Origin of the sequence: Micromonospora sp. H33 (assembly GCF_052068455.1) — a bacterium.
Lineage (GTDB): Bacteria > Actinomycetota > Actinomycetes > Mycobacteriales > Micromonosporaceae > Micromonospora.
Genome location: NZ_JBQHDE010000003.1, coordinates 108,260 through 121,183, shown reverse-complemented (window position 1 = coordinate 121,183; position 12,924 = coordinate 108,260). Strand labels below are relative to the sequence as shown.

The 12,924-nt window shown below is 73.5% G+C and carries 12 protein-coding genes and 1 riboswitch; of the genes, 6 read left to right on the top strand and 6 right to left on the bottom strand.

Annotated elements, in window-relative coordinates; all coding sequences use genetic code 11:
* Nucleotides 1-81: 81 nt before the first annotated feature.
* Nucleotides 82-1,050, top strand: coding sequence for a Gfo/Idh/MocA family protein (locus ACTMS0_RS09725; protein ID WP_441154817.1), 969 nt, complete (start codon nt 82-84; stop codon nt 1,048-1,050).
* Between the two features lie 61 nt (nt 1,051-1,111).
* On the opposite strand, the gene ACTMS0_RS09720 is transcribed toward ACTMS0_RS09725, so the two are convergent.
* The 3 genes from ACTMS0_RS09720 to ACTMS0_RS09710 form a co-directional block, all read right to left on the bottom strand.
* Entirely contained in the window at nt 1,112-2,116 is a 1,005-nt protein-coding gene (locus ACTMS0_RS09720; RefSeq protein ID WP_441154816.1) for an anion permease, read from the bottom strand.
* 4 nt (nt 2,117-2,120) lie between these two features.
* On the bottom strand, nt 2,121-2,747 hold the full coding sequence (locus tag ACTMS0_RS09715) for a DUF47 domain-containing protein (RefSeq protein ID WP_441154815.1): 627 nt from the start codon (nt 2,745-2,747) through the stop codon (nt 2,121-2,123).
* Nucleotides 2,748-2,864: 117 nt separating this feature from the next.
* Nucleotides 2,865-3,887 carry a PPK2 family polyphosphate kinase gene (locus tag ACTMS0_RS09710; RefSeq protein ID WP_441154814.1) on the bottom strand — a complete coding sequence of 341 codons (1,023 nt, stop codon included), beginning with the start codon at nt 3,885-3,887 and terminating at the stop codon, nt 2,865-2,867.
* Nucleotides 3,888-4,054: 167 nt separating this feature from the next.
* On the opposite strand from ACTMS0_RS09710, the gene sigJ reads away from it, so the two are divergent.
* Complete coding sequence (gene sigJ / locus ACTMS0_RS09705; RefSeq protein WP_441154813.1) at nt 4,055-5,020, top strand: RNA polymerase sigma factor SigJ; 966 nt, start codon at nt 4,055-4,057, stop codon at nt 5,018-5,020.
* A 61-nt stretch (nt 5,021-5,081) separates the two neighbouring features.
* On the opposite strand, the gene ACTMS0_RS09700 is transcribed toward sigJ, so the two are convergent.
* Complete coding sequence (locus tag ACTMS0_RS09700) at nt 5,082-5,588, bottom strand: DUF402 domain-containing protein (RefSeq protein ID WP_441154812.1); 507 nt, start codon at nt 5,586-5,588, stop codon at nt 5,082-5,084.
* Nucleotides 5,589-5,714: 126 nt separating this feature from the next.
* On the opposite strand from ACTMS0_RS09700, the gene ACTMS0_RS09695 reads away from it, so the two are divergent.
* The gene (locus ACTMS0_RS09695; RefSeq protein WP_441154811.1) at nt 5,715-7,826 is read left to right on the top strand and encodes an ATP-dependent DNA helicase; all 2,112 of its coding nucleotides are present in this window, start codon (nt 5,715-5,717) and stop codon (nt 7,824-7,826) included.
* Between the two features lie 18 nt (nt 7,827-7,844).
* On the opposite strand, the gene ACTMS0_RS09690 is transcribed toward ACTMS0_RS09695, so the two are convergent.
* Nucleotides 7,845-9,158, bottom strand: a complete 1,314-nt coding sequence (locus tag ACTMS0_RS09690; protein ID WP_441154810.1) for an AI-2E family transporter — start codon at nt 9,156-9,158, stop codon at nt 7,845-7,847.
* A gap of 160 nt (nt 9,159-9,318) precedes the next feature.
* On the opposite strand from ACTMS0_RS09690, the gene ACTMS0_RS09685 reads away from it, so the two are divergent.
* Both ACTMS0_RS09685 and ACTMS0_RS09680 read left to right on the top strand, forming a co-directional pair.
* Nucleotides 9,319-9,657: a GroES family chaperonin gene (locus ACTMS0_RS09685; protein WP_441154809.1), complete on the top strand. Its 339-nt coding sequence runs from the start codon at nt 9,319-9,321 to the stop codon at nt 9,655-9,657.
* 69 nt (nt 9,658-9,726) lie between these two features.
* Nucleotides 9,727-9,894, top strand: a complete 168-nt coding sequence (locus tag ACTMS0_RS09680) for a hypothetical protein (protein ID WP_441154808.1) — start codon at nt 9,727-9,729, stop codon at nt 9,892-9,894.
* Nucleotides 9,895-9,953: 59 nt separating this feature from the next.
* Here ACTMS0_RS09680 and ACTMS0_RS09675 read toward each other — a convergent pair whose 3' ends face one another.
* On the bottom strand, nt 9,954-11,408 hold the full coding sequence (locus ACTMS0_RS09675; RefSeq protein ID WP_441154807.1) for a PrsW family intramembrane metalloprotease: 1,455 nt from the start codon (nt 11,406-11,408) through the stop codon (nt 9,954-9,956).
* Nucleotides 11,409-11,473: 65 nt separating this feature from the next.
* Nucleotides 11,474-11,595: riboswitch (SAM riboswitch) on the top strand.
* A gap of 46 nt (nt 11,596-11,641) precedes the next feature.
* On the opposite strand from ACTMS0_RS09675, the gene ACTMS0_RS09670 reads away from it, so the two are divergent.
* A complete protein-coding gene (locus ACTMS0_RS09670) occupies nt 11,642-12,904 on the top strand; it encodes an aminotransferase class V-fold PLP-dependent enzyme (RefSeq protein WP_441154806.1) in 1,263 nt (420 codons plus the stop codon).
* Nucleotides 12,905-12,924 lie beyond the last annotated feature (20 nt).

Here is a 12,924-nt window from a genome sequence, read left to right as displayed (position 1 = left end):
GAGCTTCGTCCCGATACAACACCGTTCGTGGCCACCTCACGGCCCTGCTCCGGACCGCTGATCTTCGCTAGCGTGACCGCCATGACTCGATGGGGCATCCTCGCCACCGGCCATATCGCCGGGCGTTTCGCCGAAGACCTCCGGCTGGTGCCGGACGCCGAACTGGTCGCGGTCGGTTCACGGACCGCCGAGAGCGCGGAGCGGTTCGCGCGCCGGCACGGCGTACCCCGGGCGTACGCCTCCTGGTCGGAACTGGCGGCGGACCCGGACCTGGACGTCGTCTACGTGGCCACCCCCCACGCCGCCCACCACGAGGCCGCCCTGACCTGCCTGCGGGCCGGGCGGGCGGTGCTGCTGGAGAAGCCGTTCACGCTCGACCTGGCCACCAGCCGCGAGTTGGTGGAGACGGCGCGCGCGAACGGGCTCTTCCTGATGGAGGCCATGTGGATGCGCACCAACCCGCTGATTCGGCGGGTGTGCGAGCTGGTGGCCGACGGGGCGATCGGCACGGTCACGAGCGTGCGGGCGGACTTCGGGGTGGGCGGGCCGTTCCCGCCCGAGCATCGGATACGGGCCCGCGCCCTCGGTGGCGGGGCGCTGCTGGACCTGGGCGTGTACCCGGTCAGCCTGGCCCACCTGCTGCTCGGGGTGCCCGACCACGTCCACGCGTGGGCGAAGATCAGCCCAGAGGGTGTGGACGAGAACACCGGGATCGTCCTGGGGTACGAGTCGGGGGCGGTCGCCACGCTCAGCTGCGGCATGGTCGGCGCGACGCCGCTGACCGCCTCGATCACCGGTACGGGCGGCCGGATCGACCTGCCGGAGCCGTTCTACCGTCCCGGGTCGGTGACCGTGCACCGGGCCGGCGCCGAGCCGGAGACGGTCGGCGTGGAGCTCGTGGGCAACGGCTACCAGGACGAGGCGGCCGAGGTGCAGCGCTGCCTCGCCGAGGGCCTGCTGGAGAGCCCGCTGGTCCCGCACTCGACGACGCTGGAGATCATGGCCCTGCTGGACGGCATCCGCGCCCAGATCGGCGTCGAGTACGTGTGAGCGCGTTAGGAAGGGCCCCTTGTACAACGCCAGGCGTTAACAAGGGGCCCTTCCTTGCACCTCAGGTGAAGAGCGGGCGGGCCAGGAAGTACATCAGGGCGCCGATGGAACCGGCGGCGGGGAAGGTCAGGATCCACGCGCCGATGATGTTGCCGGCGACGCCCCACCGCACGGCGGAGATCCGCTTGGTGGCACCCACACCCATGATCGCCGAGGTGATCGTGTGGGTCGTCGAGATCGGCGCGCCGAGGACCAGGGCGTTGAAGTACAGCACCGAGCTGGCCACGGTCTCCGCGGCGAAGCCCTCCGGCGGACGCAGGTCGATGATCTTCCGGCCCAGTGTCCGGATGATCCGCCAACCACCGGCGTACGTGCCGGCGGCAAGGACGGCGGCCGAGGTCCAGAACGCCCACTCCGGGATGAAGGTCGCGTCGTCCTGGTAGCCGCCGACGTAGAGCGCGAGCACGACGATGCCGATGGTCTTCGCGGCGTCCTGCATGCCGTGGCCGACCGACATGGCGGCGGCCGAGGCGGTCTGCGCCCAGCGGAAGCCCCGGTTGAGCTTGCCCGGGTGCCCCTTCCGGAAGATCCACTGCACGGCGATCATCACGAGGTAGCCGAGCAGGAAGCCGACCATCGGCGACAGGATCATCGGGATGATGACGCTCTCGCCGATGCCGGTCCAGAGCACGGTGCCGGACGCGGCGATGGTCGAGCCGACCAGGCCACCGATCAGGGCGTGCGAGGAGGACGACGGCAGGCCGAAGTACCAGGTGATCAGGTTCCAGACGATGGCGCCGATGACACCGGCGAAGACGATGCCGAGGCTGGCCTGGCCGGTCGGTAGCTTGACCAGGCCGCTGCCGACGGTCTTGGCCACCTCGGCGCCGAAGTGCGCGCCGATGAAGTTGCCGATCGCCGCCATGGCAAGGGCCACCCGGGGTGTCAGCGCCCGGGTCGAGATGCTGGTCGCGATCGCGTTGGCGGCGTCGTGGAAGCCGTTGGTGTAGTCGAACGCCAGGGCCACCGCGATCACCGCCAGCACGGCGATGAGTTCGGGACTCACAGGATCAGGACTCCTTGACCGCGATGGTCTCGACGGTGTTGGCCACGTGCTCGAAGGCGTCGCAGGCGGCCTCCAGCTCGTCGGCGACCTCCTTCATCTTCAGCACGGTCAGCGCGTCGTACTCGCCGGAGAAGAGACGGACCAGCAGCATCCGGTACGCCTGGTCGCCCTCGTTCTCGAGGCGGTTGCACTCGATCCAGTAGTCCTCGAGGGACTTCATGGTCTTCAGCCGGGGCATCGCCTCGGCGGTCAGCTTGGCCTGCTGGTCCAGCACGTTGACCAGCTCGTGCATTTCGCGCGGCAGGGAGGGGAGCTTGGTCAGGCCGTAGAGGTAGAGCAGGTTCCCGACCGCCTCCAGGTGGTCCATCACGTCGTCCAGCTGGGAGCCCAGCCGGTAGATGTCCTCGCGGTCGAACGGCGTGATGAAGGTGGAGTTGATCTTCTTGAACAGCTCGTGGGTGATCTGGTCGCTGTCGTGCTCCACCTCGGTCAGCCGCTCGCTCACCGACTGCACCTCCACGCCGGGGAGAGCCAGCTCGTTGAGGAGCTCGGTGCCCCGCACCAGGTTGTGCGCGGCGCTGGTGAAGAGCTCGTAGAAGGCGCCCTCGTTCGGGCGGAAGGAAAACTTCACAGCACGGACCTCGTCGTGTCGGTGGAAGGGTGGCGACCGCCCCACGGGCGCCCGCGTGGGAATGCTAGGTGTCCGCAGATCCAGGAATTCGCCGGCCCACCCCTGGCCAGCCGGCATTCACTGGTCGTTCACCTTCCGTTCACCTTCATTCGTTTGCTCAAACCCCAACAGCCGCTCCCGTTCCCGCCGGACGTCGAAACCGGCAGGCGGATACCCGAGAGCGAGAGTGTCGAACGTCTCCCGCAACAGGTGCGCGACCGCCCAGTCCCGGTACCACTTGCGGTCCGCGGGCACCACGTACCACGGCGCGGCGTCCGTGCCGCACCGGTTCAGCGCCTCCGCGTACGCGGCCTGGTAGTCGTCCCAACGGGCCCGGGCGTCGATGTCGGAAGGGTCGTACTTCCAGTGCTTGCGGGGATCGTCCAGGCGTTCCAGCAGCCGCCGGCCCTGTTCGGCGTACGAGATGTGCAGCAGCACCTTGACCAGGGCCACCCCGCCGTCGACCAGCTCCCGCTCGAAGGCGTTGATCTCGTCGTAGCGGGCCTGCCAGGTCACCTCCGGCACCAGCGACTCGACCCGGGCCACCAGCACGTCCTCGTAGTGCGACCGGTTGAAGACACCCACGTACCCGGGCGGCGGCAGCGCGCGCCGGATGCGCCACAGGAAGTCGTGCCGCAACTCCTCGGCCGTGGGCGCGCCGAACGACCGGATGTGCAGGCCGAGCGGGTTCATCGCGCCGGCCACCCGCTTCACGGTGCCGTCCTTGCCACCGCAGTCCATCGCCTGGAGCACGAGGAGCACCCGGGGCGCGCCCGTCGCTCCGGCTGTCGTGGCCGCCCCCGCCTCGGCGGCGTCCGCCGCTCCGGCGCTCGTGTCCGCCACGGCCTCCGTGGCGCCCGCCGCCCCGGCCCGGACCTTCGCGGTGGCGAAGAGCATCTCCTGCTGCCGGCCCAGCTCGTCACCGAGCAGCCGGACCTGCGCCCGGGCCCAGCCCTTGCGGTCCTTCGTCGTCACGGCACGCCCCGGTAGCCCGGGCGTCGACCCCGGATCGATCGAACCCAGGTCACCGGAGTCCACCCGCAGCAGTTCGCGCATCGCCCCCACGGGCGGCACCACGACAGCCCCGTCGATCCCACTCATCCCCGGATCATCACCCACTCCGCCCGGGGCCGCTCGCCGAGCGCCCCCGACAAGTCGAGGCGCCACAATTCCATGATCGGCGGGATCGGGGTCGGCTGCTGTCACGTTTGGGGCGGCCGGATCGTCCAAGGGGCGGGAGAATTCATGTCCTGGGAAGGGGGTCGCGCGTGACGGATCTGGTTACCGAGTTCGAGGCCGAGCGGGGGCGGCTCACCGCTGTCGCGTACCGGATGCTCGGCAGCCGCAGCGAGGCCGAGGACGCGGTACAGGAGACCTGGCTGCGGTACGCCGCCGCCCTCGCCGACCCGGCGGCCCGGGCCGAGATCCGCCAGCTCGGCGCCTGGCTGACCACCACCTGCGCGCGGATCTGCCTCGACGTGCTGCGCTCCGCCCGGGTACGCCGGGAGGCGTACCCCGGCCAGTGGCTGCCGGAGCCGGTGGTGACGCCGGTCGACGCGGCGCCCCGAAGTGACGGATTCGCGCCCGACCCGGCCGAGCGGGCGGTCCGCACCGACCAGGTTGGCACCGCCCTGCTGGTCGTGCTGGAACGCCTCAGCCCCGAGCAGCGGGTCGCCTTCGTCCTGCACGACGTCTTCGCCCTGCCGTTCGCGCGGGTCGCCGAGGTGCTCGGCACCACCGACGTCGCCGCCCGGCAGCTGGCGTCCCGGGCCCGCCGGGCCGTCAGCGCGCCGGAGGCGCCCCGGCAGACCGCCGACGCGGTGGAGCAGCGCCGGGTGGTGGAGGCGTTCGTCACCGCCGCCGAGTCCGGTGAGCTGGACGCACTGTTGAAGGTCCTCGCGCCCGACGTGGTGCTGATCGGCGACGGTGGCGGTCACTTCCCGGCGGGGCGCAACCCGGTGTACGGCGCCGACAAGGTGGGCCGCTTCGTCCTGGGCCTGTTCAGCCAGGGCGGCCGTTACGGCGCGACCCTGCGGGCGCGCCCGGTGCTGGTCGACGGCGTGCTCGGGCTGCAGATGGAGACGGTCTTCCGCGACGGCCGCCCGCTGCGGCTGGTCTGCGCGCTCGCGGTGGACGACGGTCGGGTCACCGGCATCTTCAACCAGCTCAACCCCGACAAGCTGCGCGACCTGCCGCCGCTCGGGCCGGAGGCCACCTGGCCGCCCCGCTGGTGACGCGCCGCGGGTCGGCGTGGTCGCGGCCGTGCCGCGACAGGGCGGTCGCGGCCGCGCCGGCTCACACCACCAGGGCGAGCCACTTCCGGTACGAGGTGGCGAACGGCTCGGTGCCGTCGCCGAGCGCGTCGAACAGCCAGCGGGCCGCCGCCTGCGCCTCGGCGACCACCTCGTCCGGGTAGCCGAACCGCTCGCGGTGCTCGGCGAACTCGTCCTCGTCCCGCAACTCGACCAGGCCGGTGCCGCGCCGACGCACCACGTCGAGGTCGAGGTCGATCAGGTGGACCGTGTCGTCGTCCTCCCAGCGGGCCGGACTGGCGATGTCGCAGTAGACCTCGCTGGTGCGCGGCGGCGGGTTGAACATGCCCGTCCACCACCCGTGGTGCGGCACCAGAAGCACGAACGGGATCTGCTCGACGGAGGGCCGGCCGTGGTAGACCGAGGGCGTGCCGGCGGGCACCCCGAGCCAGACGCCAAGGTCGTCCTCGGTCAGCCGACGGGCCGGGTAGTCGCGGTGGGCGCTGCCGTCGTACTTGCGGTAGATCACGCGGGCCACGTCGCTCGGCATGACTGGCACCCTAGCCGATTCGACCGAACGGGCGCGGGAGGGAAGTAACCGGGCGCCGCCGTACCGTGACGACGCCACGCCGCCGGGCGGACGGCGGCTGTCGGCGCCGGCGGGTACCGTCGCACGGTGACCCCGCCCCGCACCGCCACCGGTTCCGCCAGCTCCTCGTCCCGTGCCGGTGGCCGGCGCTCCGGCGGGCGGGCGACCGGTGCGGAGCTGCTCGCGGCGGCGGTCGGCGCGGTTCCGGGCGGCGCCGCGCGTCCCGGCCAGCAGGAGATGGCGGCGGCGATCGAGGCGGCCGTCGCGGCCCGCGAGCACCTCCTGGTGCAGGCCGGCACCGGCACCGGCAAGTCCCTGGCGTACCTGGCGCCCGCGCTCACGGTCGACGGCCCGGTGGTCGTCTCCACCGCCACCCTGGCGCTCCAGTCGCAGCTCGTCGACCACGACCTGCCCCGGCTGGCCGACGCGGTCGAGCCGCTGCTGGGCCGGCGCCCCACCTTCGCCGTGCTGAAGGGGCGGCACCACTACCTCTGCCTGGCCCGCCTGGACAGCTCCAGCGAGGAGGAGCCCGGCGACACTCTCTTCGACGCTCCGCGGCCCGCCGGGGGCACGAAGTGGCTCGGCGAGGCGGGCCGGCTCGGCAAGCAGATCCAGCGGCTGCGCGACTGGGCCGAGAAGACCGGCACCGGCGACCGTGACGAGCTGGATCCGGGCGTCGACGACCAGGCCTGGCGGCTGGTGTCGATGCCCGCGCGGGAGTGCGTGGGCGCGGCCCGCTGCGCGTTCGGCGCCGAGTGCTTCGCCGAGGCCTCCCGGGCCCGCGCCCGCGAGGCCGACATCGTGGTGACCAACCACAGTCTGCTCGCGGTGGACATGCTGGCCGGGCGGCAGATCGTGCCGCCGCACAAGCTGCTCGTCGTCGACGAGGCGCACGAACTGGCCGACCGGGTCTCCTCCGCCGCCCAGGCGGAACTGGTGCCCGAGCTGGTCGACCGGTCCGCCCGGCGGGCGCGGCCGCTGCTGCGCCCGGAGACCGCCGACGCGCTCACCGCCGCGGGCGACGCGCTGGCGGTCGGGCTGGCCGAGGCACCGGCCGGGCGGATCACCGCCGGGCTGCCGGGCCCGCTGCGGGAGGCCTGCACGCTGCTCGACGCCGCCACCCGGGCCGCGCTGGACGCGATCGGGGACGTCAAGGCCGACGACCCGGACCCGGTCCGCAAGCAGCAGGCCAAGGCGGTGCTCGACGAGCTGTCGACCACGGCGCAGCGGCTGCTGGAGGAGGCCGACCACGACGTGGCGTGGGTGGAGAAGAACGACACCACCGGTCGGCGGGCCCTGGTGGTCGCCCCGCTCTCGGTCGCCGGCACCCTCGCCACCCACCTCTACGAGGAGCGCACGGTCGTCGCCACCTCCGCGACCCTGACCCTCGGCGGGCGCTTCGACACGGTGGCCCGGGCGCTCGGCCTGGACGTCCCGAACACCCCGCCCTCACCGGCCGCCGCCGCGCTCGCCACCGCCACCCGCGGGGGACGCGCCGCCGAGCCGGTCGCCCCGGCCACCTCCGGGCCCGGTTGGCGGTCCCTCGACGTGGGCTCCCCGTTCGACTACGCGCGGCAGGGCATCCTGTACGTCGCGGCGCACCTGCCCCGACCCAGCGCCTCCGGGCTGCCCGACGCGGCCGGCGAGGAGCTGCTGGGGCTGGTCGAGGCGCTCGGTGGACGTACGCTCGGGCTCTTCTCCTCCCGACGGGCCGCGCAGCAGGCGGCGGAGCTGCTCCGTGCGCGCACCGACCTGCCGGTGCTGCTCCAGGGCGAGGAGTCGCTGCCACTGCTGGTCCGCCGGTTCCGGGAGGAGCGGGCGAGCTGCCTGTTCGGGGTGATGTCCCTCTGGCAGGGGGTCGACGTGCCCGGCGACTCCTGCCAGCTGGTGGTCATCGACCGGCTGCCCTTCCCCCGGCCGGACGAGCCGCTCGCCGCCGCCCGCGCCGCGGCGGTGGACGCGACCGGCGGGTCGGGGTTCGCGGCGGTGAGCGTGCCGATCGCCGCCGTCCGGCTCGCGCAGGGCGTGGGCCGGCTTATCCGGGCCACCGCCGACCGGGGCGTGGTCGCGGTGCTCGACTCCCGGCTGGAGACCGCCCGGGGGTACGGCCAGTTCCTGCGCCGGTCCCTGCCCCCGTTCTGGTACACGACCCGCCCCGACGTGGCCCGCGGCGCCCTCGAACGCCTCGCCAAGTCCTGACCCCGCGCCGCCGGCGGGTCAGGGGGCCTGGCTCGCCACCACGACGGCGTCGGGCGGGGTGTCCGGGACGGTACGGGCGGCGAGGCGGCGGATGGCCGTGTTGAGCACCGCGATCAGCGGCACCGCGACCAGCGCCCCGGTGATCCCGGCGAGCACCACCCCGGCGGCGATGCCGACGATCACCGCGAGCGGGTGGATGGCCACCGCCCGTCCCATGATCAGCGGCTGGAGCACGTGCCCCTCCAACTGCTGCACGCCGATGACCGCGCCGAGGATGATCAGCGCGGTGATCGGACCGCTGTCCACCAGGGCGACGAGCACCGCGACACCGCCCGACAGCGTGGCACCGACGATCGGGATGAACGACGCGAGGAAGACCAACGCGGCGAGCGGGAACGCGAACGGGATGTCGAAGACGACCAGGAAGATTCCGATGCCGACCGCGTCGATGAAGGCGACCAGCACGGTGGCGCGGACGTACGCGCCCAGCGTCTGCCAGGACGCGCGGCCGGCGTCGTCGACCTTCCAGCGGGCGCCCACCGGCAGCAGCCGGACCAGGAAGCGCCAGATCCGGTTGCCGTCGCGGAGGAAGAAGAACGTCGCGAAGAGGACCAGCACGGTGCCGGTCAGCACCTCGGCGAGGGTGGCGGCGGTGGAGAGCGCCCCGCTGGTGAAGGTCTGGGTGTTGCTCTCGACCCAGGCCTCGGCCTCGTCGATGTAGCGGTCCAACTGGCCGTCCGAGAGGTGCAGCGGCCCGGTCTTCAGCCAGTCCTGGATCTGCCGTACGCCCTGGGAGGACTTCTCGCTCAGCTCCGGCACGCCCTGGATGAACTCGTTGACCACCAGGGTCAGCGTGCCGATCACCCCGGCCAGCCCGCCCACCAGCACCACGGCGGTCGCCAGGGACCTCGGCAGCCGCGCCCGCAGCAGCCAGCCCACCGCCGGCGCGAGCAGCGCCGACAGCAGCAGCGCGATCGCCAGCGGGATGATGACGATCCGGATCTGGCCGACGATCCTCAGCAGCGCCCACGCGACGATGCCGATCACGATCAGCCGCCAGGACCAGGCGGCGGCGATGCGCAGCCCGTGCGGCACGTCGGCGTCGTCGCGGCTGGTCGTGGAGTTGTGCATCGCGGCCGGTTGTTCCGCGCCGACGACGGTCGCCGCCGGCGGCGCCACGGGGCCCGGCGAGGCCGGCGAGGCGGTGCCGACCGGCTCGGGCACCTCCTCCGTACGGCCGGCCTCGGCCGACGGGCGCCCGGTGCGCACCGACTCACGACCCGACTCGTACGCGCGGCGGAGCCGTCCGCGCATCCGCTCGAAGCGGCTCAAGCGCACCTCCTGCGAAGAAGTCGTACCGGCCACGGGGTCAGGTCGGACAGGATACGTCCGACCTTGCCACCGTAGGGCAGATCCGCCACACATTGGCCCCGCCCCCCGCCGCGTAACCACGACGGGGTCGGCGGGGTGGGACACGGTAGCGTCTGCCTACGTGACCGCCGACGAGAATCTCGACTCCGGCCTGCCGATCCGGCTGCTGCACGATCGCGTGCTGGTACGCATGGAGGGCAGCGAGGGTGAGCGCCGCTCGACCGCCGGCATCGTGATCCCGGCGACCGCCGCGGTCGGTAAGCGCCTGGCGTGGGCCACCGCCGTCGGGGTGGGCCCGAACGTCCGCGCGATCGTCTCCGGGGACCGGGTGCTCTTCGACCCGGACGACCGCTCGGAGGTCGAGTTGCACGGCCGCGGGTACGTGCTGCTCCGCGAGCGGGACGTGCACGCCGTCGCGGCCGAGCGGGTGGAGAACAGCGCCACCGGCCTCTACCTCTAGCTCGGCCCGATCCGTTTGCACCGCTTCTTCCCGGGAAGCCAGCCGCACCCGCGGCCCTGGGGAGGGACGATGCCGGAGTTGATCAAGAAGCTGCTGTTCTGGACCTTCATCGCGTTCCTGATCTATTACATGGCGTTCCGGCCCGAGGGCGCGGCGGAGATGTTCAAGGCGATCGGCGCCGCCCTGGTGGCGATGTTCCAGGGTTTCGGTGACTTCCTCACCGGCATCATGACCTGACGGGCGCCAGCGGCACCGTCCGTCGTCGCTCGGGACGGCGGCGCGGGCGGTGGTGGTGGTCAGGGACGACCGGGCGGCCAGGGGGCCGGCGGGCGGACGCCGGGCCAGCCCGGAGGTGGACCGTAGCCCGGGAAGATCGGCGGGGGAGGCGGCGGCGCGAGGACGACCGGGATCGGGACGACCGGCTCGTCCGGGGCGTCCACGGGCCGCTGGGAGCCGTCCGGGAAGCGCAGGTGGTAGCGGCGCCCGTCCCAGACGCCGACGGGGGCCTGCGGATCCCGGCCCACGAAGTACGCCCGGTAGCCGCTGAGCGCCTGGAGCAGGTGCTGCTCCTCGGCGGCCGCCCGTGCCCGGTCGACGGGCCGGCGGTCCAGTCCACGGCGCATGCCGTCGCGCAGCAGCGCGAGCCGGGTCGCGGCGAACTGGTATCCGCGCATCGCCTTCAGGCCCGCGTCACCGCCCACCCGCTTGGCCCACACCCGGGCCGCGTGCCGCCGCCCGAGGCTGCTGAGCGCCGCCACCTCGGGCGGGGTGAGCCAGCCGGCCTGGACGTAGTCCGGCAGGGTGCGCTCGGTGAGCCGCCCCTCCCAGGACCGCAGCCAGACCGCGAGGCCCACCATGCCGAAGAAGATCGGCACCATCACGCCGATGAAGCCGTACAGCAGGATCAGCGGCTGGCCGGTGGCCTGGGTGAGCGTGGGCAGCAGGTTCCAGGTGCCGTGCAGCATCATCGCGAGCAGCAGGCCGGCGGCCGGGGCGAGCACGCGTACCCGCCGGTCGGCCGCACGGGCGGCGATGCCGAGCCCGACACCGGTCATCGAGGTGAAGAGCGGGTGGGCGAACCCGAAGAGCAGGATGCGCACGATGAAGATGGCGATGACCTGCTGCGTGCCGGTCGCCGGGCCGTACCGCTCCACGCCGGTCGCGTACCCGTAGCCGCCGAGGTACAGGATGTTCTCCACCATGGCGAAGCCGATCGCGGAGAGCCCGCAGTAGACCAGGGCGTCGGTGATCCCGGAGAACTCCCGGCGCCGGAAGATCAGCAGCAGGATCGGCCCGAGCGCCTTGGTCAGCTCCTCGATGAACGGCGCGACCAGCACCGCCGTGAGCGCGGTCGGCAGGCTCAGCCGCTCGAACCAGTCGGCGGCGAAGTTGTTCACCGTCAGCGAGGCGGCGGTGGAGACGAACGCTCCCCAGGCGAAACAGAAGATCAGGTACTTCAGTGGCTCCGGCTCGTACCGGTCGAGCCAGAGGAAGCAGGACACCAGCACCGGAACCGGGAGGACCGCCGCGATCACCCCGATCAGCAGCGCCTCACCGCCGAGGCTCTCGCCGAGGGTCCAGACCATGAACACCGCACAGCCGGCGATGAACAGGATCACCGCGGTCAGCACCAGGGCGCGTACCCAGCTGACCCGGCGCCGGGGGGCCTTCGTCACGCTGTCCACCGACGGCGGGAGGGGGGCGGCGGTCGGCGGCGTCGGCAGGGGCGTGCCGGGCGGGGTGTCGGCCATGCCGTCAGCGTAGTCACCGTCGGCCCGCCGGACGGGCCGCACCGCGGCCCGCTATGCTGCCGACAGGTCACGAGCGCCAGCGTCAAGCCCCGGCTTGCTGGCCGGCAACCCTCGTCGAGGTTCGCGGTGGGGTGCCCCGGGTGATGACCGGGCCCGGCCCGATCCGTGTGCTGGGCAAGCGCGGACCCCGCCCGTGTGCCCACCCGGGGTCCCTGGACCCGGAGGTGCCGCTGATGACCCTCACCCTCGTACCCCCGCCCGTGACGTCGCGGGCCGTGGCCGGACCGCTCGACGTGCTCGGCGTACCCGGTCAGATCAACCTCGACTACGCGGCCACCGCGCCGTGCGCGCGGGCCGCGGCCGACGCGGTGGCCGAGCTGCTGCCCTGGTACGCGAGCGTGCACCGGGGCGCCGGGGCGCTGTCGCGGCGCTGCACGCTGGCCTACGAGCGGGCCCGCCAGACCGTCGGCGACTTCTTCGGCGCCCGCGCCGACGACCACGTGGTCTTCACCCGCAACACGACGGACGCGCTCAACCTGCTCGCCCGGGCCCTGCCGGCCGGCGCCACCGTGGTCACGTTCGGCGGGGAGCACCACGCCAACCTGCTGCCCTGGCCGCGCGGCTCGGTACGGCTGCCGGTGCCGGACGGCCCGGCCGAGGCGGTCCGCGCGCTCGACGCCGCCCTCGGCGAGCTGCGCCGCGGCGGCACCCCCGGCCGGGAACTGCCGGTGCTGGTCGCGGTGACCGGGGCGAGCAACGTGACCGGCGAGCGGTGGCCGGTCGCCGAGCTGGCCCGGGTGGCCCGGCGGCACCGGGCCCGGATCGCGGTGGACGCCGCCCAACTCGCCCCGCACGCCCCCGTCGACCTGCGCGCCCTCGACGTCGACTACCTGACCGTCTCCGGCCACAAGCTGTACGCGCCGTTCGGCGCGGGCGTGCTCGTCGGGCGGGCCGACTGGCTGGACGCGGCACCGCCGTACCTGGCCGGTGGTGGCGCGACGAGCCACGTCGGGGCGGCCACCCACGACGTCCGGTGGGCGACCGGCCCGGCCCGGCACGAGGCCGGCACCCCGAACCTCTTCGGAGCGGTGTCCCTGGCCGCGGTGTGCACCGCCCTGGCCGGGGCCGACCGCGCCGCGCTGCACGACGCCGAGCAGGCACTGCTGGCCCGGCTGCGCGACGGCATCGCGGCGCTGCCGCACGTGGTCGAGCTGCGCACCTTCGGACCGGACGCGCCACGGGTGGGGATCGCCTCGTTCGTGGTGGCCGGTCGCGACTCGGCCGACGTCGCGGCCCACCTGGCCGCGCATCACGACATCGGGGTACGCGACGGCCTGTTCTGCGCCCACCCGCTCGCCCGCCGACTGCTCGCCGAGGCGGCCGGACGCAGCGGACGGCGCGACCTGCCGCCGACGGCGCTGCGGGCCAGCATCGGCCTGGGCAGCACCGAGGAGCACGTGGACCGGTTGCTCGCCGCCCTCGCCACGCTGGGCTGAGCCCTCGCCGGGACGGGCGG

What these genes read in the sequence shown, in the direction of transcription:
- ACTMS0_RS09725 (WP_441154817.1), top strand. Translation starts at nt 82, where the DNA reads ATGACTCGATGGGGCATCCTCGCCACCGGCCATATCGCCGGGCGTTTC.
- ACTMS0_RS09710 (WP_441154814.1), bottom strand. Translation starts at nt 3,887, where the DNA reads ATGAGTGGGATCGACGGGGCTGTCGTGGTGCCGCCCGTGGGGGCGATG.
- ACTMS0_RS09700 (WP_441154812.1), bottom strand. Translation starts at nt 5,588, where the DNA reads ATGCCGAGCGACGTGGCCCGCGTGATCTACCGCAAGTACGACGGCAGC.
- ACTMS0_RS09680 (WP_441154808.1), top strand. Translation starts at nt 9,727, where the DNA reads ATGCCGGAGTTGATCAAGAAGCTGCTGTTCTGGACCTTCATCGCGTTC.
- ACTMS0_RS09675 (WP_441154807.1), bottom strand. Translation starts at nt 11,408, where the DNA reads ATGGCCGACACCCCGCCCGGCACGCCCCTGCCGACGCCGCCGACCGCC.
- ACTMS0_RS09670 (WP_441154806.1), top strand. Translation starts at nt 11,642, where the DNA reads ATGACCCTCACCCTCGTACCCCCGCCCGTGACGTCGCGGGCCGTGGCC.